Raw genomic sequence first — 17,732 nt, forward strand, 5'->3', positions numbered from 1 at the left:
ACCGTCCGAACCCGGTGCCGGGCCCCTGCCGCTCGGGAGGAGAGCAGGGGCCCGGCACCGCTCAGATGGTGGTGGCGGCGAACTCCAGGAAGGCGCCCCACGCTTCGGGGCCGAACGCGAGCTGCGGGCCCTGCTTGTCCTTGGAGTCACGGACATGCACGGTCTGCGGGCAAGCAGCCACCTCCACGCAGTTACCGCCCTCGCCGCCACTGTGGCTGGACTTGTGCCAGGACATCGCTACCTCGACACAGTTACCACCGTCACCAGCGCTGTAGCTGGACTTGTACCAGGACAACGCGATTTCGACGCAGTTACCGCCGGAGCCGCCGCTGTAACTGGACTTGCGCCAGGTCAACCCGGTTGGTCCGGGGGGAAGTTCCTTGAGGTTCATGCTTCTCCCGACATCGTCTCGATGAAGGCCGGCGACTCCCGGGGCATGAGCACCTGCGACCGGTGGAACCCGCAGGGGCCCGGAGCCGATCAGATGGTGGTAGCGGCGAACTCCACGAAGGCGCCCCACGCTTCGGGGCTGAACGCGAGCTGCGGGCCCTGCTTGTCCTTGGAGTCACGGACATGCACAGTCTGCGGGCAAGCAGCCACCTCGACGCAGTTACCGCCCTCGCCGTCGCTGTGGCTGGACTTGTGCCAAGACATCGCTACCTCGACACAGTTACCACCGTCGCCGTCGCTGTAGCTGGACTTGTACCAAGAGAGTGCCACCTCGACGCAGTTGCCACCGTCACCACCGCTGTAGCTGGACTTGCGCCAGGTCAATTCGGCCGGGCCGGGGGGGAGTTCCTTGACGTTCATACCTCTCCCAACATCTTCTCGATGAAGGCCAGCGACTCCCGGGGCGTGAGAGCCTGCGCCCGGAGGACCCCGTAGCGGATGGCGATGTCGCGCACCTCCGCCTGGTCGGTGATCAGGGTACTGCGGCTCTGGCCCTCCAGGTAGGCCACCTGCTGGCGCCCGCGAGGCGTCAGCAGCGTGAAGGGTCCACCAGCCCCGGCATTGTCCTCCCGATCCAGCGGCATCACCTGAAGTTCGACATTGCGCAACTGGCCAACGTCCAAAAGGCGCCCCAACTGGCCCTGCTGCACATCGTGTCCGCCGTAGGGACGGCGCAGCACCGACTCGTCGACGACGAAGCCGAAGATCCCGGCGGGCTTCCGGTACAGGACTTCCTGCCGCGCCATCCGGGACGCCACGCCCTGCTCGATCGCCTCCTCACCCAGTACTGGACGCCGCATGGCATAGACGGCCCGTGCGTAGTCCTCCGTCTGCAACAGGCCGTCGAACGCCACGGTGTCGTACGCGTACCGTTCCGCTGCCTCGCCCTCCAGCACGGCGTAGTCGCGGAAGAACGCCGGGAACCGTGCCTCGGACACCGGCTTCTTCATCTCCATCAGCAGGCCGCCGGCCTTCAGCGCGGCGTCCGCACTGTCGATGAAGTCCGGCTGGGCCACTCGCCGCCCCTGCTCGATCGAGGCGATGGTGTCCTCGGAGTAGCCCAGCTTTCTGCTCAGTTCGAGTTGGGTCAGCCCCTCCCGTTCCCGGAGGATCTTCACCTGCCGGCCGAAGCCCTTGAGGATGCTCTTCCCCGAGTCGTCCGATGCGTGAATGCCCATGTCCGTCCCTCCCGACGTTCCGTCTGCGTGCTAACGGAGCCCGGTGCCCCACCGTCACGGCGTCCGCCTGGTACGGAAACCGACCGCAGCCGTACCACCACCGTGCGTACCCGCCGACGCCGTGCTCAGGCTACTTCCGGCCGCATCCCACCGGGCCAGGAAGTCCGAAAACCACCGCTACTGACCGACTCTGACGCCGAACGCGGAAATGCCCGGCCACGTCCACCGGGGGGTGCGGACGCGACCGGGCCATGGAGAACGCTAGCCGTGCCCATGACAAATAGTCAATCCAACGCTCAGCCTTGCCCTGAAGGTCAGTTGAACGGTCGTACGCTCCAACCCGTCCGATCGGTCGGCACTCCGCGACCGGATCAGTACGACCCCCAACCGCATGCGGGCGGTGTACAGCAGGCCCTCAGAGGGCATGACCGTGAGGCCACGTGCACAACCACGCGCGGCCTCCACTGAGGCTTTTCCAACCTCAGCTTGACGTCGCCAGGTGAAGGGCGAGCACGGCCTTGACCAGGTCGGTGATGCGGGTGGTGCTGCGGCGGAGCTTGCGCGGCAGACGCCAGGACTTCAGGGTGGCCGTCGCCTGCTCGCCGACCGCGCGGATCCTGGCGTGGGAGAGGTTGACGGCCTTCCGGCCCGCGGAGAGCTTCTCCCAGCGGCCGCGGTACGGCACCCGAATGGTGCCGCCGGCGCCCTGGTACCCCTAATGCGTTGTGTACGCGGTCCGGAACCACCCCGCAGAAGGGTCCGGACTGTGCGGAACGGATACCTGGCCTCGCCCCTGGATCTTGAGTCCTCAGAGTAGAGCGGCAGCGGTTCCGCAGTGCGTTTCGTGGCGGCCGGTGGGCGTCGGGATGACTCCGACACCCCTTCGGCCCGGTGAGGCCTTGGACAAGACAGGCAGCGCCCGGCGTCCTCCGACCGCCACGAAACGCACCGGCCCCCACCGATCGTTGGCCCTGGTGGTGCGAGCCCGCCGCACGGTTACCTCCCCTTGTCTCCGCGAGCCGACGAGCTCTGGGATAGACCGAGGCCCGTGCGGTGCGCTGGTGCCGCGGACGGCTAGTGAGATGGCGGACCGAAGAGTCCTGGCATTAGGTCGCCGCGTGGCCCGCATGTGCTCGTGACCAGCGCAAGCAACCGGATGAAAGGTGCAGATGTGACGGTGTTCTGTGGCATCGACTGGGCGGAGAAGCATCACGATGTCGCCCTGGTCGACGAGGCCGGCAAGCTCCTCGCCAAGGCCCGCATCAGCGACGACGCGGCTGGCTACCGCAAGCTGCTGGACATGCTCGCCGGGCACGGCGACACCGAGGCCGAGCCGATACCGGTGGCCATCGAGACCTCCCGCGGCCTGCTCGTGGCCGTCCTGCGTGCCGGCAAGCGGCAGGTCTTCGCGATCAACCCGCTGGCCGCCTCGCGCTATCGCGACCGGCACGGCGTGTCCCGCAAGAAGTCCGACCCCGGTGACGCCCTGGTCCTGGCGAACATCCTGCGCACCGACCTGCACATGCACCGGCCGCTGCCCGCCGACAGCGACCTGGTCAAGGCCATCGCCGTTCTCGCCCGCGCCCAACAGGACGCCGTCTGGAATCGCCAGCAGATCGGCAACCAGCTCCGGTCCCTGCTGCGCGAGTACTACCCCGCCGCGCTGAACGCGTTCCTGACCGGCCGACACGGAGGCCTCGCCCGCCCCGAGGCCCGGGCCATACTCGCAATCGCCCCCACCCCGGCGAAGGCGGCGAAGCTGACGAAGACGCAGATCCGCGCCGCCCTCAAGCGGGCCGGCCGCCAGCGCGGCGCCGACGCCGAGACCGACCGCCTGCAAGTGGTCTTCCGCGCCGAGTACGCCCGCCAGGCCCCCCTCGTCGAGGAGGCCATGGGCACGCGGATGCTCGCCCTGCTCCGCCAGTTCGACGCCGCCGCGCAGAGCGCCGACGACCTCGCCCAGGCGGTCGAAGAATCCTTCCACCAGCACCGGGACGCCGAGGTGATCCTCAGCTTCCCCGGTCTCGGGCCCCAGCTCGGCGCCCGCGTTCTCGCCGAGATCGGCGACGACCGCAACCGGTTCGCCGACGCCCGCGCGCTCAAGGCATACGCGGGCTCCGCCCCGGTCACCCGCGCCTCCGGCAAGAAGCACTACGTCGGCCGCCGCTTCGTCAAGAACGACCGCCTCGTCCACGCCGGCTACCTCTGGGCCTTCTGCGCGCTCAGGGCTTCGCCCGGTGCCGACGCCCACTACCGCCGTCGCCGCGAACGCGGAGACTGGCACGCCGCAGCCACCCGTAACCTGCTCAACCGGATGCTCGGCCAGCTCTTCCACTGCCTCCAGAACGGGATCCACTTCGACGAGCAACGAGCTTTCGCCCCCTTCGCTCACTTGGCCGCCGCTTGACTGTTCTCGGAAGGTGACCGGTGACCGGGAGTCCGCTGCAGCAACGAGATCGGGAGCCACTCGTGCCCTTGTGAGTCTCCGTCCTGAGGACTGCTTGCGCGGTCAGTCGAGGCGGAGGGCTTCACCCGCGTCGGCGACCTCAGATGGCGAGTGACGGGTCGAGTGCCAGGCCAGCGTCGACCACCATGGCGGTGAAGTCGGTCGTGTCGCGTCCCAGGCGGTCGGGTGCGCCGTCGTAGGAGGACGGCGTGTCGGAGGCTTCGCGGATCCGTAGGGCTTCGGTGACGATCGGCTGCCAGCGCGGTTCAAAGGCGCTCAGGGCGTACCGGCCGGCGCCGCTCTTCGAGGTGAGGTTTCCCGTGGCGAGCAGGTGGTGCAGGCGGCTGACGCCGAGCACGCACCATTCGGCGGCCTCAGTGGTAGATGCCTCCTCCGGGCTCTGCGCCAGCGCCTGGGCGATCTCACTCCAGTAGCTGGCCAGGTTGCCGTGGCTGTAGGCGCGCAGGGCGACGTCGTCGGTCCACACCTCGGCGTCGGTGAGCGCCGGACCGCGCACGGCCACGCCATGGCGGGCGAGTTCGTGCCAGGTGACCGGGTTCACGTCGCCGAACCGGCCTGCCTTCTTGAAGGTGCCGGCCTGGGTGCAGGGGAGGTCCGGGCACATCTCCGGCGGCTGGGTCAGATCCTGGCGCAGGGCGTGGAACCCGTCGAAGAAAGGCCGGGGGCACCGCTCGCGCACGACCTGGTGGGCGGCGGCGAGCGCGTCGAGCGCGTCGGCGTCGGGGCGCCGCGTCAGCACGGCAACAAAGTCGATGTCGCTGCGGTCCGGATAGAACTCACCGAAGCCGAGGGAGCCGTGCAGGTAGAGCCCTTCGACCAGACCGGGCGAGGCATCGTCGATCGCGGCCAGGAACGTGGATGTCGTCCGGTGGACTTCCGACGGCAGAGACATGGCAGCCACCCTAGCCAGAAAACTCATCGGCTCGTGCAGGAACCAATCAAGACCACCTCTCGTCGCCTGGGAAGCGACCCGCAAGGCGACCGCGTCGACGATGCGGCCATCTGGCCCGGCTTGACTCTTCGCAAGGTGAGATGTCTTGTCCGCCCAGCAGCGCACGCCGGCCTCGGCCGGCGCCCCGATGACGCCGTGGGTGCGGGCCGCTTTGACGTCGTGGACCGCGCCGGGCAGGGCGGGCAAGGCCCACGGCAGCCGCCCGAACGGGTCGGCGATGACCTGCGCGTTCATGCCGTGCTTCTTGTGCTTGCCCGAGTGGAAGGGCCGGTCGGCGGCGATGCGGTCGATGGGCGGCAGGGTGCCGTCCAGGATCACGAACGCCGTGTGTGCGGCGGTGCGGGCGGCTGTGGCGGGGTCTGGGGCGACGGCGGCCGGGACCTCCACCGCCTCGGCGACGTAGCGGTGGACAGTGGCGGTCCCGACGCCGAATCCGGCCGCGAGCTGGGCGTGGGTGTGGCCGCACCGCGGATGGGCCAGGACCGGCAGGGCCTGCCGGTCCGCGCTCGGCCGGCGCCACCGCGTGCCCCGCTCCAGGCGCCGGGCGGACAGCAGGCGGGAGAGGGTCGAGCTGGACAGATCGATCCCTGATGGGTAGACAAGCACGTGAAGCTCCGGGCGGGCAGGTCGATCTTGGTCGACAACCCATCTACCAGGAGCTTCACCTCTTCCAGGACACCACCCCCACGCCAACCGGCCAGCCGCTCAGCCAAGTTGGAAACAGCTCACTGAGCGATGTCCTCCACTACCAGGGATCATGAGCAAACCTGATCACGCACCCTGGCCACCCGGGCTCCTCCTCAGGGCGGCCGGGGGCCTGCTCGTACTGCTCGTGCTCGGCGCCGTGCTGGCAGTGGCGACGGTCCTGTACTACTCGTACCGTCTGCACACCGCACAGGGCGAAGGGCTCAAGCAAGCAGCGGACAGTATGAACCGCATGGTGCATACGGAGACCGATCGCCTGCGGACAGCCAACCGCGACGGAATCCTGACCGACCAGGAGATACGGACGGCGCTGCTGGAGAGCGGGCTGCGCAGCATCGAACGGACACCCTCAAGCACCCTGATCGTTGCAAAACTGCACGCAGACGCACCCGGCGCGTTCAGTTCAGTCGACGCGAGCGGGTGCTACCTCTTCACCGCGCGCACCGACGGCACGGTGACTGCCGAGGTGCTTCCGTCCTGCCCACCGCCGACATGGCCTCCGCAACCGCCGAGGACGACATCGAGCTGACAGCGCTGCTCCTGCTCCCAGCCGTCATGTCCCTCTACCAGCAGCCGAAGAGCAAGCTCGACGACTACACCAACCAACTCGCCCAGTGAGGGTTTCATATCCTGCGCCATGCGACCTGGACAACCATCCCGAAAGGAGGAACGCGATACCTGCCTTCTGGCGTCAGGGACAGGCACCACAAGACGATCGTCCTATGGCAGATCTGATTTTCTTCGATCTGGACGGCACCCTGGTCGATCCTTCGCTGAGCACCACCGACGCAGGCTCCGTTCCCTCCTGCCGATGCTCGGCGAGCCGGTTCCGGAAAGTCCCGGCCTGCTGGACGCGTGGATCGCCGAGCGCTACCTCACGGTGTTCGAGGAGTCCTGGCGGTGCTATCCCGATGTCCAGCCATGCCTGGAGAACCTGAAACGGCTTCCCCGAGGACCGCGTCTGGCTGTTCTCACCAATGGGGACCCCGAGCAGCAGCGCGCCAAGCTCGCCCGCTTCAGCCTCCTCGAATACTTCGAAGCCGTCCTGACCCCGACCGAGCTCGGTGCGGCCAAGCCCGTCGCCTACGCCGCCGCCTGCCGGCGGATGCGGACGGACCCCGCGCAGGCGGTCAACGCGGGCGACATGCTGGAAAGCGACGTGAACGCAGCCGCCCTCGCCGGGCTCGCCGGCATCGGGCGGCTTCGTCACCGGTGGACCATCGCCGACGGCAGAGGAGACAGTGCTCCGCATCGAACGGCTCACCGACCTCCCGACCACCTATCAGGCATGAACACCTGACCGGCTCTCACGGCCGTCGTAAGTGAGCGCCCCGGGTCAACGCCTTCCCCGGGGACACGCATCAGCTGGTTCCAAGAAGTGCTCAGTCACACGTCAGCCGGCCGCCGGGTCGCCGCTGCCGAAGCGCTCGCGGTACGCGTCGAGGTCATCGTCGCTGATCTTGGCGAACAGCACCGGCGGGACGGTGAAGGCCGTACCGGCCGGGACGAAGTCCAGCGTCTTGGCCTGGTCGGGGCTCGCCCAGGTCAGGCCATGGGCCGCCGCGTCCGCTCCGAGGGCGAAGGCGTCGCGCAGCACCCCGCTCGCCGTCGGGATGAACGGCTCGGAGACCACCGAGTAGAGGTACATCAGGTTCATCGCGGTGCGCAGGGTCAGCGCGGCGGCCTCCGGGTCGGTCTTCACCTGGAGCCAGGGGGCCTTCTCGTCCAGGTAGGCGTTCCCGGCGCTCCACAGGGCGCGCAGCGCCTGGGCGGCCTTGCGGAAGTTCAGCGCCTCCAACTGGGCCTCGTACTCGGCCAGCAGCGCCGCCGCCTGCTCGCCCACCCGCTGCTCCGCCTCGCCGGGCACGCCGCCGGCCGGGACGTCGTCACCGAAGCGCTTGCGGCTGAAGGAGAGCACCCGGTTGACGAAGTTGCCGAGGGTGTCGGCCAGGTCCTTGTTGACGACCGAGGCGAACAGCTCCCAGGTGAAGCTGGAGTCGTCCGACTCGGGGGCGTGCGCCATCAGGAAGTAGCGCCAGTAGTCGGCCGGGAGGAGTTCCAGCGCGGCGTCGGTGAAGACGCCCCGGCGCTGGCTGGTGGAGAACTTCCCGCCGTAGTACGTCAGCCAGTTGAACGCCTTGACGTAGTCGACCTTCTTCCACGGCCGGCGCGAACCGATGATCGTGGCCGGGAACATCACCGTGTGGAACGGGACGTTGTCCTTGGCCATGAACTCGGTGTACCGGACGTCGTCCGCCTCGTACCACCAGGACTTCCAGTCGCGGACCTCGCCCGCCGGGGCGGCGTCCGCCCACTCCTTGGTGGCGCCGATGTACTCGATCGGCGCGTCGAACCAGACGTAGAAGACCTTGCCCTCCGCCGCCAGCTCCGGCCACACATCGGCCGGGACGGGGACGCCCCAGTCGAGGTCACGGGTGATCGCGCGGTCGTGCAGACCTTCGGTGAGCCACTTGCGGGCGATGGAGGAGGCCAGCACCGGCCACTGGTCGCCGTGGGCGGCGATCCACTCCTCCACCTCCGCCATCAGCTTGGACTGGAGCAGGAACAGGTGCTTGGTGCTGCGGACCTCCAGGTCCGTGCTGCCGCTGATCGCGGACCGGGCGTCCACCAGGTCGGTGGGGTCGAGCACCCGGGTGCAGTTCTCGCACTGGTCGCCACGGGCCTTGTCGTAGCCGCAGTACGGGCAGGTGCCGACGATGTAGCGGTCGGGCAGGAAGCGCTCGTCGGTGATCGAGTAGACCTGGCGGATCTCCCGCTCCTCGATGAAGCCGTTCTGGTGCAGCTCGCGGGCGATCTCCTGGGTGATCTCGCGGTTCTGCGGCGAGGAGCTGCGTCCGAAGTAGTCGAAGGAGAGTCCGAAGCCGTCGTAGACCGCCCGCTGCTGGTCGTGCGCGCGGGCGCAGAACTCCGCGACCGGCAGCCCGGCCTCCTTGGCCGCCAGCTCGGCGGGGGTGCCGTGCTCGTCGGTGGCGCAGATGTACAGCACCTCGTGGCCGCGCTGCCGTAGGTAGCGGGAGTAGACATCCGCCGGAAGCATCGACCCGACCATGTTGCCCAGGTGCTTGATCCCGTTGATATAGGGCAGGGCGCTGGTGATCAGGTGTCGAGACATCCTCGGATGCTCCAATTTCTCCTGCGGGCACCCCGAGGGTGCCGCGACGGGGTGAACAGGGGGCCACGGCGCAGGACTGCGACCTGCGGTGGGCCAGCACATCGTAGCGAAACGTGCGGAACCGGCCGCACCCATTCCACGGAGCGGCCGCGCCGCCCTGCCAGGCGCCCCGGACCGGCATCCCCCGTTAGGGTGTTCGACATGGCCACCCGTACGCGCCGCCCGGCGGCGCCTCCCGCGAAACCGGCCGGACCCCGCCGCCGGCTCAGCGTGGCCGAGCGGCGCGAACAGCTGATCGGCATCGCCCTCGACCTCTTCAGCCGACGCTCGCCGGACGAGGTGTCCATCGACGACATAGCCGCTGCGGCGGGCGCCTCCCGGCCGCTGGTCTACCACTACTTCCCGGGCAAGCAGAGCCTGTACGAGGCCGCGCTGCGCCGGGCCGCCGACGAGCTGGCCGGGCGTTTCGCGGAGCCCTTCGAAGGGCCGCTGTCCGAGCGGCTGCACCGGGTGATGGGCCGCTACCTGGACTTCGTGGACGGGCACGGCCCCGGCTTCGCGGCGCTGCTGCGCGGCGGCTCGGTCTCCGCCAGCCCGTGGACGGACGCCGTCATCGACGAGGTGCGCCGGGCGGCGTACGAGCAGGTGCTCGCACACCTGGCCGTCGAGGAGCCCGGGGCACGGCTGCGGCTCACCGTCAGGACCTGGATCGCCAACGCGGAGATCACCGCGCTGGAGTGGCTGGAGGACCGCAGCATCCCCCGGGACGAACTGCAACTGCGGCTGGTCCAGGAGTTCGTCGCCGCGCTGACCGTCACCGTGGCCCGGGAGCCCCGGCTGCTGCCGGCGCTGCGCGGCTTCCTGGCGGCGGAGACACCCGACGGGCCCACCGGCAGGCTGTTCGGACAACTGGCCCTGCTGCTGGCCGACCCGCAGGTCTCCGCAGCCATGGACCGGCTCACGAGCGGCGAACGCCAACCGGTGTGATCTGGTAGAAAAGCTTGGCCGTCCATCGAGGGGAGCAGGCTCACCGCCATGTCAGGGAACGGTTTCGTCAACGCACGGGCCTCAGCGAATCGCGTGGCAGCGACAGTCGACGCGGTCTCCGAGGCCCTCCTCACCGGACGGGCGTGGCTGCACCCCGCCGCGTCCCTCACCCACCGGACCGCCCACGACCTCTTCTCCCCGGCCGTCGACGGCGACGAGCGCCAGGTGCTGCCGGGGCCGGTGGCGGTCGTCGGCTGGACCTCCACCGCGCTGCCGCCGTCGCTGCTCACCGCCGGGCAGCAGGTCCTCGAACGGCTCGGCGGCGGGCCGGTGCTCGGCCGGGAACTCCCGGCCGCCGACGCCGCCGCAGCCTTCCACCTGCCCGTCAGCGCCGACCCGGCGGGGGCGGAACTGCGCCCCGCCCTCCCGGAGCTGTCCACTGCGGCCGACCGGCCGGGGCCGCTGCTCACACCGGACGTACCGGGCGTCCGGGTGCGGCTGGCGATCCCGCCGGTCTTCCACCCGCTGCTGGTGCAGGGCGACTCCGGGGGGCTGGCGGCGCACCTGGTGGAGACCGCCGAGGAGATCCTTGCCGGTGCCCGGGGGACGGCCCGCCGCGACTGGGCGGCCGTCACGGCGGTGTCCGCGCAGGCCGCGCGGGAGGCCGGGGCGTTCTTCGCGGGGGTGTGCCGGCTGGACGTCGGCGGGCGCGAGAGCACCGCCACGCTGGTCGCCACGGTCACCCCGGCCGACGGCGCGGCGTCGCTGGCCGACGCCTGCCCGCACGCCGAGATCCGCGAGGTGCGGCTGCCGTGCGGCCCGGCGGTCCTGCTGGTCGAGGCCCGCACCACGCCCGTACCGGCCGTCCTCTCCGCCGACGGGCGGCGGCGGCTGATCGGCACCTCCACCGTCCTGGCCCTGATCCCGCTGCCGGACCGCACCCAGGTGCTCGCGGTCCAGTTGAGCACGCCGTACGAGCAGGACTGGGAGCTGTACGCGGGCGCCTTCGCGGATCTGCTGCACGGCATCGCCATCGCCTGGGACGGCGTGGCCGCCGAGCCCACTCCCCCGCCCGCCCCGGAACCCGCCCCGGCGCCCGTGGCACCCCCCGCGCCCCCGACACCCGTCGCACCCCCGCCGGCGGCGCCGCCGACCCCACCGACGCCGCCCGCGCCGCCGGTCGCCCTCGACCCGTTCGGCACCGTGACCAGGTCCTCGGCACCGGCGGCCCCGGACCCGCACCGGCCCCCGGCCCCCACCATGACGACGACCACCGCCGCCACGCCCACAGCCACACCCACGCCCACGTCCGCCAAGCCGGGCAAGGGCACCCCCGTCCACGTACCGCCCGCCGACTGGGACCCGTGGGGTGGGCCGCCGGCCACCACCACGACCGCCGCCGAAGAGACGCCCGAAGAGGAAGAACCCGAGACCCCCAAGGGCACCCCGGTCCACATCCCCCCGGCCGACTGGGACCCCTGGGCCTGAACCCACCCACCCACGCCCACGCCCCACCACGCCCCGGCCAAGCCCCACGGCCGACCCGATGTCACACTTCCGGCCGCCGTCCTGTCCCCCCTCCAGAAGCGCCCACCCCGGACCCCTGGAGGCCCGCAATGACCCCCCGCATCTCGCTCACCCCGCCCCGCACCCTGGTGAACCGCGTCGGCGCCTGGTACTCCCGCCGGACGTACGGCAAGGTGCTCGACCCCGGCCTCGCGATCGGCCACAACCGCAAGACCCTGCTGTCGTACGTCAAGCTTGAGCGCTCCGCCGCCAAGTGGAACGCGCTCGACCCCGCCCTCAAGCAGCTCGCCGTGATGGTCACCGCGGCCCGGATCAACTGCTCCTGGTGCATGGACTTCGGCCAGTGGGAGAGCAACGGGCTCGGCCTGCCGATGGACAAGGTCGCCAAGGTGCCGCAGTGGCACGACCACACCGACGCCTTCACCGAGCTGGAGTGCCAGGTCATGGCGTACGCCGAGGCGATGACCGAGACCGAGCCGACCGTCACCGACGAACTCGCCGCCACACTGCTGGAACAGCTGGGCGAGGCCGCCTTCGTGGAACTCACCCTGATGGTCGCGCTGGAGAACCTCCGCTCCCGGACCAACAGCGCCTTCGGCCTGACCAGTCAGGGCTTCTCCGACGCCTGCGCGGTACCGTTGCGGGCGTGATCGACGCCACCGAGTTCGAACAGCACCGTTCCCTGCTCTTCGGCATCGCCTACCGGATGCTCGGCAGCGTCGCGGACGCCGAGGACCTGGTGCAGGACACCTGGCTCCGGTGCAGCCAGGTGTCCGAACCGGTGGCCAACCCGCGCGGCTACCTCTCCCGGGCCGTCACCAATCTCGCACTCAACAAGCTGACGTCGGCCACGGCCAGACGTGAGCAGTACGTCGGCCCGTGGCTCCCCGAGCCGCTGGTCACCGTGCCGGACGCCACCGGGGACGTGGAGAAGGCCGAGTCGGTCTCGCTCGCCATGCTGGTGGTGCTGGAGAGCCTGTCACCGCTGGAGCGGGCGGTCTTCGTCCTCAAGGAGGTCTTCGGCTTCTCGTACCGGGAGATCGCGGAGGCGCTGGACCGGACCGAGGTCGCGGTGCGCCAGGTCGGTTCCCGGGCCAAGTCACACGTCCAGGCGCGCCGGCCGCGTTACGAGACCCCGGCCGAGGTGCGGCGCCAGGTGACGGACGAGTTCCTGGCCGCGTGCCTGGGCGGCGACCTGAACCGCATGCTGGAGCTGCTCGCCCCGGACGTCACCGCGTGGAGCGACGGCGGCGGCAAGGTCAAGGCCGCGCTGCGCCCGCTGTACGGCGCCGAGAACGTGGCCCGCTTCCTGGCCGCCGTGCTCGCCCAGCCCATGGCGGACCCGCGTGTGCTGGCCGTCGACGTCAACGGCCGGCCGGGTCTGCTGTTCACCTCGGCCGGACGGCCGGACACCGTCGCCTGCGTGGAGGTCGCGGACGGCCGGATCACCGAGGTCCGGTTCATCCGGAACCCCGACAAGCTCCGCCACCTCGACCACCTCGACCACCTCGACCACCTCGACCTCACCTGACCCGGCCCCACCCCCCACTCCGCCCAGACCTGCCCCGACCACTACGCCGTCCCGCCCCGCAACACCCGCCCGCCCAGCGCCGCCGCCACCGTCGCCAGCACCGCGCACCCCGCCACCACGGCCCAACCGACCGGCCCCAGCGCGGTGTTGCCGAAGAACCGGTTCACCCCGGGCAGCTCCACCGTCGCCACCAGCGCGGCCACCGAGGCCGCGCAGGTCGCCAGCACCAGCGGACTGCGCCACCGCCCGATCAGCGTCTGCCCGAGCTGCGCCCCCACCAGCGCGGCCAGCCCCATGGTGGAGGCCCGCCGCCGCCCGCCGGGCAGGAACCGGGAGAGCCGCGCGACCTGCCAGGCCACCAGCGCGGCTGCGGCCGTGGCACTGCCCCGGACGGCCAGCACCCGGCCCACCTCCGGCCCGGTGAAGCCATGGGCGGGACCGGCCGTCTCCTCCAGGGCGCCGTCCTCGCCCGCCCGGGGCGTCAGCGCCACCGCCAGCGCGGGCAGCATGTCGGTGAGCATGTTGACCACCAGCAGCTGACGGGTGCTCAGCGGCGCCCGCCCACTGACCGCCGTACCGACCAGCGTGAAGGCGATCTCGCCCGCGTTGCCGCCCACCAGGATGGCCACCGCGTCCCGTACGCTCGCCCAGAGCGACCGGCCCTCGGCCAGCGCGTCCAGGATCAGCCGGGGGTCGGGGGCGGTCAGCACCAGGTCGGCCGCGCTGCGCGCGGACCCGCTGCCCCGCCCCGCCACCGCGATGCCCACATCGGCCCGGCGGATGGCGGCGGCGTCGTTGGTGCCGTCCCCGGTCATCGCCACGACCCGGCCGCAGCGCTGCAACTCCCGGACGATCCGGACCTTCTGGGTGGGCGAGACCCGGGCGAAGACGGCGGCCCGGCTCACCGCCTCGGCCCGCCGGTCGGACGGCAGGGCCTCCAGTTCGGCGCCGGTCAGCACCCGGTCGGCGTCGGGGATGCCGATGTCGGCGGCGACGGCGGCGGCGGTGGCCGGGTGGTCGCCGGTGACCATCACCGGCCGCACCCCGGCCCGTACCAGCCCCGCTACCGACGCCGACGCGTCCGGCCGGGGGGTGTCCGCGATGCCCACGAACCCCAGCAGGCAGGCGTCCCGCACCCGCTCGGCCAGCTCCTCCTCCCCCGCCACCGGACCGACGTTCTCGCCCGTGACCTTGGCCACCGCCAGCACCCGCAGCCCCCGCCCGGCCAGCGACTGCACCCGCTCCCGCGCCCGCTGCCGCCGGGCCTCGGTGAGCGGCACCGGCCGCCCGCTGCGGTCCAACACCTCGCGGCAGCGCTCCAGTACGGTCTCCGGCGCCCCCTTGACCGCGATCAGCGGCCCGTCCCCGGCGTCGCCCAGCGCCGCCGAGAAGCCGCGCCCGGTCTCGAACGGCAGTTCCTCGATCAGCTCCCAGTCCGGTGCCTCGTCGTGGTCCAGGGCGGCCTCCGCGACCGCCCGGTCGGTGGCGTGGGCCAGCCGGCGCCCGCCGTCCCGGAACGGCGGGCAGGCTCGGGCCGCCGTCCGCAGAATCCGGCGGCCGGTGCCGTCCGCGATCGGCACCGGACCGTGCAGCGCCGCCGTGCGGACCAGCGACAGCCGACCCTCCGTCAGGGTGCCCGTCTTGTCGAAGCAGACGGTGTCCACCCGGCCCAGCGCCTCCAGGGCCCGGGTGGAGCGCACCAGCACGCCGAGTCCGGAGAGCCGCCGGGCGGCGGCGAGTTGGGCGACCGTGGCGACCAGCGGCAGGCCCTCGGGGACGGCGGCGACCGCCACCGCGACCCCGGAGGCCAGCGCCTGCCGCAGCCGCAGGCCGCGCAGCAGGCCCAGCCCGGTGACGGCCAGGCCGCCGACGCCGGTGGCGGGCAGCGCGATCCGGGTCAGCTCGGCGAGCCGGGCCTGAAGGCCGGCCGAGGAGCGCACCCGGCCCGCCGCCCGCGCGGCGCGGCCCGCCTCGGTGGCGCCGCCGGTGGCGACGACGACGGCGAGGCCGGAGCCGGCCAGCACCACGGTGCCCTCGTAGAGCATGCAGCCCCGGTCGGCCGGGGCGGCGTTGGGCACCGCCTCGGGGGACTTGCCGACCGGCAGCGGCTCACCGGTGAGGCTGGCCTCGTCCACCTCCAGCGCGACGGCGACCAGCAGCCGGGCGTCGGCGGGGACCACGTCCTCGGCGTGCACCACGAACAGGTCGCCGGGGCGCAGCAGGTCGGCGGCGACCCTCCGGCTGGCGACGGCGGCCGGGTCGGGGAAGCGGGTGGCGCCGCCGGGGGGCGGCGGTGCCACCAGGCGGGCGTGGGAGCGCTGGCGGAGCAGCAGGTCGCGCAGGGCCCGTTCGGCGCGCATCCGCTGGGCGCCGCTGACCACGGCGTTGCCCAGCATGACGCCGCCGACCAGCAGGGCGTCCACGCCGGAGCCGACCACGGCGGAGGCGGCGGCGCCCATGGTCAGTACGGGGGTGAGCGGGTCGTGCAGCTCCTCGCGGGTGGCCCGGTAGAGGGCGGCCACGCCGAGGGCGGGGGCGGCGAGCCGGGTGCCGGTGGACCGTACGCCGGGCAGGGCCAGGGCGGCCCGGCGGGTGGCGGTGGCGAGCCGCCATGCGCGGTTGTGCTCCGGCCTCGGCTGCTCCCGGGCCGCTTCGGTCTCGGCGGCGCGCAGTTCGCGCAGCCGGCGGTAGACCTCGTCGCCGGGCAGGGCGTGCCAGGTGTCCCGTACCACGGGGGGCGGGGCGGGGCAGCGGGCGGCGCCTCTGGCCCGTACGGCTCCGGCGGCCATCGCGCCGAGCGCCGCCAGGTGGACCGGTGGGATGGTGCGCCAGGTCTTCCACGGCACCCGGCCGCGCTGCGGCGGGCGGGAGGCGGAGAGCAGCGCGCCGAGCACCGAGGCGGCGGCGGAGGTGTGGGCGGCGGCGGCGGACTGGGCGCGGGCGGCGGGCAGGGCGGTGAGCACGCGCCAGACCTGTTCCAGCGCGGGGCGGCTGCCGTTCCTCTTCGCCTTCCCGTTCGCCTTTCGGGCTGCTTTTCGGGCCGCCGTCGCGGCCGCGCTGCCGTTCCCGGCCGCGTCGGGACCGCCGCCGCAGACCAGGTCCGCCGTCCAGTCGGCGCCACCGCCCTCGGGGGCCACCGAGACGCCGATGTCGGCGGCGCGCAGCGCGTGCGGGCGCCCCCTGGCGATCAGCAGCACGCCGCGCCCGTCGGCCTGGAGCGCCCGTACGGTCTCGGTGAGGCCGTCGTCGCCGTCCGCCGCCTCCTCGGCCTGGCCGAGCAGTTCGTGCAGGGCGGCGTGCGCGGTGACGGCGACCTGGGCGGCGGCCTGCTGGGCGGCGTCCAGCACGGCTTCGGCCAGCGGGGCGGCGGCGACGCCGATGGTGACCCGGCCGCAGAGGCCCTGCGGTCCGTGCAGTTCGGCGGCCAGCCCGTGCGGCCCGGCGGCTCCCTCGCCGTCCCCGCCCCCGTGCGCGGGCTGCAACCGGTAGCGGCCCTGGCCCCACGGCCCCGGGCCGCACAGCTCGCGGGCGGTGCGGCCGTGCAGCACCCGGGCGGCGGCCTGCCAGACCTCGGCGTCGTCCAGTTCGTCGTGCGCGGACTGGGCGGTGAGCAGCCGTGCCTGCTCGCCGCAGAGCACCCGGGCGTCGATCACCACGGCGTCGATCCGGTCGAGCCTGCGCAGCGCGCCGGGGTCGAGGACGACGGTGCCGTGCCGGGCCAGGTCGTGGCCGAGGACGGCGGCGAACGCCTCGCGGCCCAGCCGGGCGGCGCGCGGCACGGTGGCGAGCAGCGCGTCGGCGGCGCCGTCGGTGTGGTGGGAGATCAGGACGGTCGCGGCGGCGCCGAGGAGTTCCGCGATGGCGGTGCGGTCGGCGGTGCGTTCGACCGGCCCGTCCGGGAAGGGGACGGGCCGGGGCTGCGGCTGCGGCAGCCGGGACGGTACGGGGATGCCGGGCGCGCAGAGCCAGGGCTGTGCGGCGGCCCAGGTGGCGCCGCGTGCGCCGACCTCGTACAGCTGGAGGCAGCGGTGGACGGCGTCCACGGTGAGCGGGGCGACGCCGTCGGAGATGCCGTGCAGCAGGGCGTTGGTGGCGGCGAGCAGCACTTCGGCCCGGTGGCGGCCGACGCGGGCGCCGAGGTCCTGCCGTACGGCGGGCAGTGAGTCGGCCAGCGCGACGGCGGCGCGGATCAGGCGGGGGGCGGGGGCGAGCCGGGTGAACCGGGCCAGGGTGGCGCCGACCAGGCCGAAGCAGTCCAGCGTGAGGGCGACCGAGGCGGCGGCGGTGGCGGACTGGTCGTCGGGCGGGCAGGGGCGGTCGGGGCCGGGCGGCGGGGAGTCGGTGTGGTGGACGGCCTCCTCGGCGGTGCGGACGGCGTCGACCAGTTCGCCCACGTCGACCTGGTCCGCGGCGAAGGCGACCAGGACATGCCCGGTGACGGCGTTGACCTCGGCCAGGTTGACGCCCTTGAGGTCGCGCACGGCGGTGGTGACGGCCGCGGCGAGCCGGTGGTGGCGCGGGCCGCCGGCCGCCAGTCCGCGTACCTGTATGTGGGCCCAGCCCCCGGCGGCCCAGATCCGGCGGCGGCCCGGCCCCTCCGCGAGGGCGCGCAGCGCCTGGCCCACGGCCTCGGGCTCGGGCAGCCGGGTGACGCCGATCCGCAGCAGGGCGATGGCGTCGGCCGCCCCGCCGGCCGCGATCCGGACCCCGCTCCGCGCCGGACCGGCGAGCAGTGCCGGACCGGCGAGCAGCAGCGTGGCGGCGGTGGGCAGGGCAGGCAGGCGGACCACCACGACCTCCTC

General features: G+C 72.6%; 13 protein-coding genes and 2 pseudogenes. 8 read left to right on the plus strand and 7 right to left on the minus strand.

What is annotated here, in order from left to right:
- Positions 1 to 61 precede the first annotated feature (61 nt).
- From ACIQGZ_RS22290 to ACIQGZ_RS22305, 4 genes and pseudogenes are all read right to left on the minus strand, one after another.
- Positions 62 to 391, minus strand: coding sequence for a DUF397 domain-containing protein (locus ACIQGZ_RS22290; RefSeq protein ID WP_402604349.1), 330 nt, complete (start codon positions 389 to 391; stop codon positions 62 to 64).
- An 89-nt stretch (positions 392 to 480) separates the two neighbouring features.
- Positions 481 to 810: a DUF397 domain-containing protein gene (locus ACIQGZ_RS22295; RefSeq protein WP_402604352.1), complete on the minus strand. Its 330-nt coding sequence runs from the start codon at positions 808 to 810 to the stop codon at positions 481 to 483.
- Entirely contained in the window at positions 807 to 1,628 is an 822-nt protein-coding gene (locus ACIQGZ_RS22300) for a Scr1 family TA system antitoxin-like transcriptional regulator (protein WP_402604354.1), read from the minus strand. The genes ACIQGZ_RS22295 and ACIQGZ_RS22300 overlap by 4 nt, the downstream gene beginning before the upstream one ends.
- A 481-nt stretch (positions 1,629 to 2,109) precedes the next feature.
- Positions 2,110 to 2,343 (minus strand): annotated as a pseudogene (locus tag ACIQGZ_RS22305) (IS5/IS1182 family transposase); the annotation flags it as partial.
- A 441-nt stretch (positions 2,344 to 2,784) separates the two neighbouring features.
- Between ACIQGZ_RS22305 and ACIQGZ_RS22310 the strand changes: the two are divergent.
- Positions 2,785 to 4,035, plus strand: a complete 1,251-nt coding sequence (locus tag ACIQGZ_RS22310) for an IS110 family transposase (RefSeq protein WP_402604357.1) — start codon at positions 2,785 to 2,787, stop codon at positions 4,033 to 4,035.
- 1,096 nt (positions 4,036 to 5,131) lie between these two features.
- On the opposite strand, the pseudogene ACIQGZ_RS22315 reads toward ACIQGZ_RS22310, so the two are convergent.
- Positions 5,132 to 5,653 (minus strand): annotated as a pseudogene (locus ACIQGZ_RS22315) (transposase family protein); the annotation flags it as partial.
- 151 nt (positions 5,654 to 5,804) lie between these two features.
- On the opposite strand from ACIQGZ_RS22315, the gene ACIQGZ_RS22320 reads away from it, so the two are divergent.
- From ACIQGZ_RS22320 to ACIQGZ_RS22330, 3 genes are all read left to right on the plus strand, one after another.
- Positions 5,805 to 6,281 carry a hypothetical protein gene (locus tag ACIQGZ_RS22320; RefSeq protein WP_402604360.1) on the plus strand — a complete coding sequence of 159 codons (477 nt, stop codon included), beginning with the start codon at positions 5,805 to 5,807 and terminating at the stop codon, positions 6,279 to 6,281.
- Positions 6,245 to 6,370: a hypothetical protein gene (locus ACIQGZ_RS22325; RefSeq protein ID WP_402604362.1), complete on the plus strand. Its 126-nt coding sequence runs from the start codon at positions 6,245 to 6,247 to the stop codon at positions 6,368 to 6,370. Before ACIQGZ_RS22320 ends, ACIQGZ_RS22325 begins: the two co-directional genes overlap by 37 nt.
- A gap of 193 nt (positions 6,371 to 6,563) precedes the next feature.
- The gene (locus ACIQGZ_RS22330; RefSeq protein ID WP_402604364.1) at positions 6,564 to 7,052 is read left to right on the plus strand and encodes an HAD family hydrolase; all 489 of its coding nucleotides are present in this window, start codon (positions 6,564 to 6,566) and stop codon (positions 7,050 to 7,052) included.
- 93 nt (positions 7,053 to 7,145) lie between these two features.
- On the opposite strand, the gene metG is transcribed toward ACIQGZ_RS22330, so the two are convergent.
- Positions 7,146 to 8,885, minus strand: coding sequence for a methionine--tRNA ligase (gene metG / locus ACIQGZ_RS22335; protein ID WP_402604366.1), 1,740 nt, complete (start codon positions 8,883 to 8,885; stop codon positions 7,146 to 7,148).
- A 201-nt stretch (positions 8,886 to 9,086) separates the two neighbouring features.
- Between metG and ACIQGZ_RS22340 the strand changes: the two genes are divergently transcribed.
- From ACIQGZ_RS22340 to ACIQGZ_RS22355, 4 genes are all read left to right on the plus strand, one after another.
- Positions 9,087 to 9,872: a TetR/AcrR family transcriptional regulator gene (locus ACIQGZ_RS22340; RefSeq protein ID WP_402604368.1), complete on the plus strand. Its 786-nt coding sequence runs from the start codon at positions 9,087 to 9,089 to the stop codon at positions 9,870 to 9,872.
- A 93-nt stretch (positions 9,873 to 9,965) separates the two neighbouring features.
- Positions 9,966 to 11,360: a hypothetical protein gene (locus tag ACIQGZ_RS22345; RefSeq protein WP_402604370.1), complete on the plus strand. Its 1,395-nt coding sequence runs from the start codon at positions 9,966 to 9,968 to the stop codon at positions 11,358 to 11,360.
- A gap of 128 nt (positions 11,361 to 11,488) precedes the next feature.
- Complete coding sequence (locus tag ACIQGZ_RS22350) at positions 11,489 to 12,049, plus strand: carboxymuconolactone decarboxylase family protein (RefSeq protein ID WP_402604373.1); 561 nt, start codon at positions 11,489 to 11,491, stop codon at positions 12,047 to 12,049.
- Entirely contained in the window at positions 12,046 to 12,930 is an 885-nt protein-coding gene (locus ACIQGZ_RS22355; protein ID WP_402604376.1) for an RNA polymerase sigma-70 factor, read from the plus strand. The genes ACIQGZ_RS22350 and ACIQGZ_RS22355 overlap by 4 nt, the downstream gene beginning before the upstream one ends.
- 41 nt (positions 12,931 to 12,971) lie before the next feature.
- Here the strand turns inward: ACIQGZ_RS22355 and ACIQGZ_RS22360 are convergent, their stop codons facing one another.
- Positions 12,972 to 17,720, minus strand: coding sequence for an HAD-IC family P-type ATPase (locus ACIQGZ_RS22360; protein ID WP_402604379.1), 4,749 nt, complete (start codon positions 17,718 to 17,720; stop codon positions 12,972 to 12,974).
- Between the last annotated feature and the right edge of the window lie 12 nt (positions 17,721 to 17,732).

It is taken from the genome of Streptomyces sp. NPDC092296, from assembly GCF_044755465.1.
Lineage (GTDB): Bacteria > Actinomycetota > Actinomycetes > Streptomycetales > Streptomycetaceae > Peterkaempfera.

What these genes read in the sequence shown, in the direction of transcription:
- ACIQGZ_RS22290 (WP_402604349.1), bottom strand. Translation starts at nt 391, where the DNA reads ATGAACCTCAAGGAACTTCCCCCCGGACCAACCGGGTTGACCTGGCGC.
- ACIQGZ_RS22295 (WP_402604352.1), bottom strand. Translation starts at nt 810, where the DNA reads ATGAACGTCAAGGAACTCCCCCCCGGCCCGGCCGAATTGACCTGGCGC.
- ACIQGZ_RS22300 (WP_402604354.1), bottom strand. Translation starts at nt 1,628, where the DNA reads ATGGGCATTCACGCATCGGACGACTCGGGGAAGAGCATCCTCAAGGGC.
- ACIQGZ_RS22310 (WP_402604357.1), top strand. Translation starts at nt 2,785, where the DNA reads ATGAAAGGTGCAGATGTGACGGTGTTCTGTGGCATCGACTGGGCGGAG.
- ACIQGZ_RS22320 (WP_402604360.1), top strand. Translation starts at nt 5,805, where the DNA reads ATGAGCAAACCTGATCACGCACCCTGGCCACCCGGGCTCCTCCTCAGG.
- ACIQGZ_RS22325 (WP_402604362.1), top strand. Translation starts at nt 6,245, where the DNA reads ATGGCCTCCGCAACCGCCGAGGACGACATCGAGCTGACAGCGCTGCTC.
- ACIQGZ_RS22330 (WP_402604364.1), top strand. Translation starts at nt 6,564, where the DNA reads ATGCTCGGCGAGCCGGTTCCGGAAAGTCCCGGCCTGCTGGACGCGTGG.
- metG (WP_402604366.1), bottom strand. Translation starts at nt 8,885, where the DNA reads ATGTCTCGACACCTGATCACCAGCGCCCTGCCCTATATCAACGGGATC.
- ACIQGZ_RS22340 (WP_402604368.1), top strand. Translation starts at nt 9,087, where the DNA reads ATGGCCACCCGTACGCGCCGCCCGGCGGCGCCTCCCGCGAAACCGGCC.
- ACIQGZ_RS22350 (WP_402604373.1), top strand. Translation starts at nt 11,489, where the DNA reads ATGACCCCCCGCATCTCGCTCACCCCGCCCCGCACCCTGGTGAACCGC.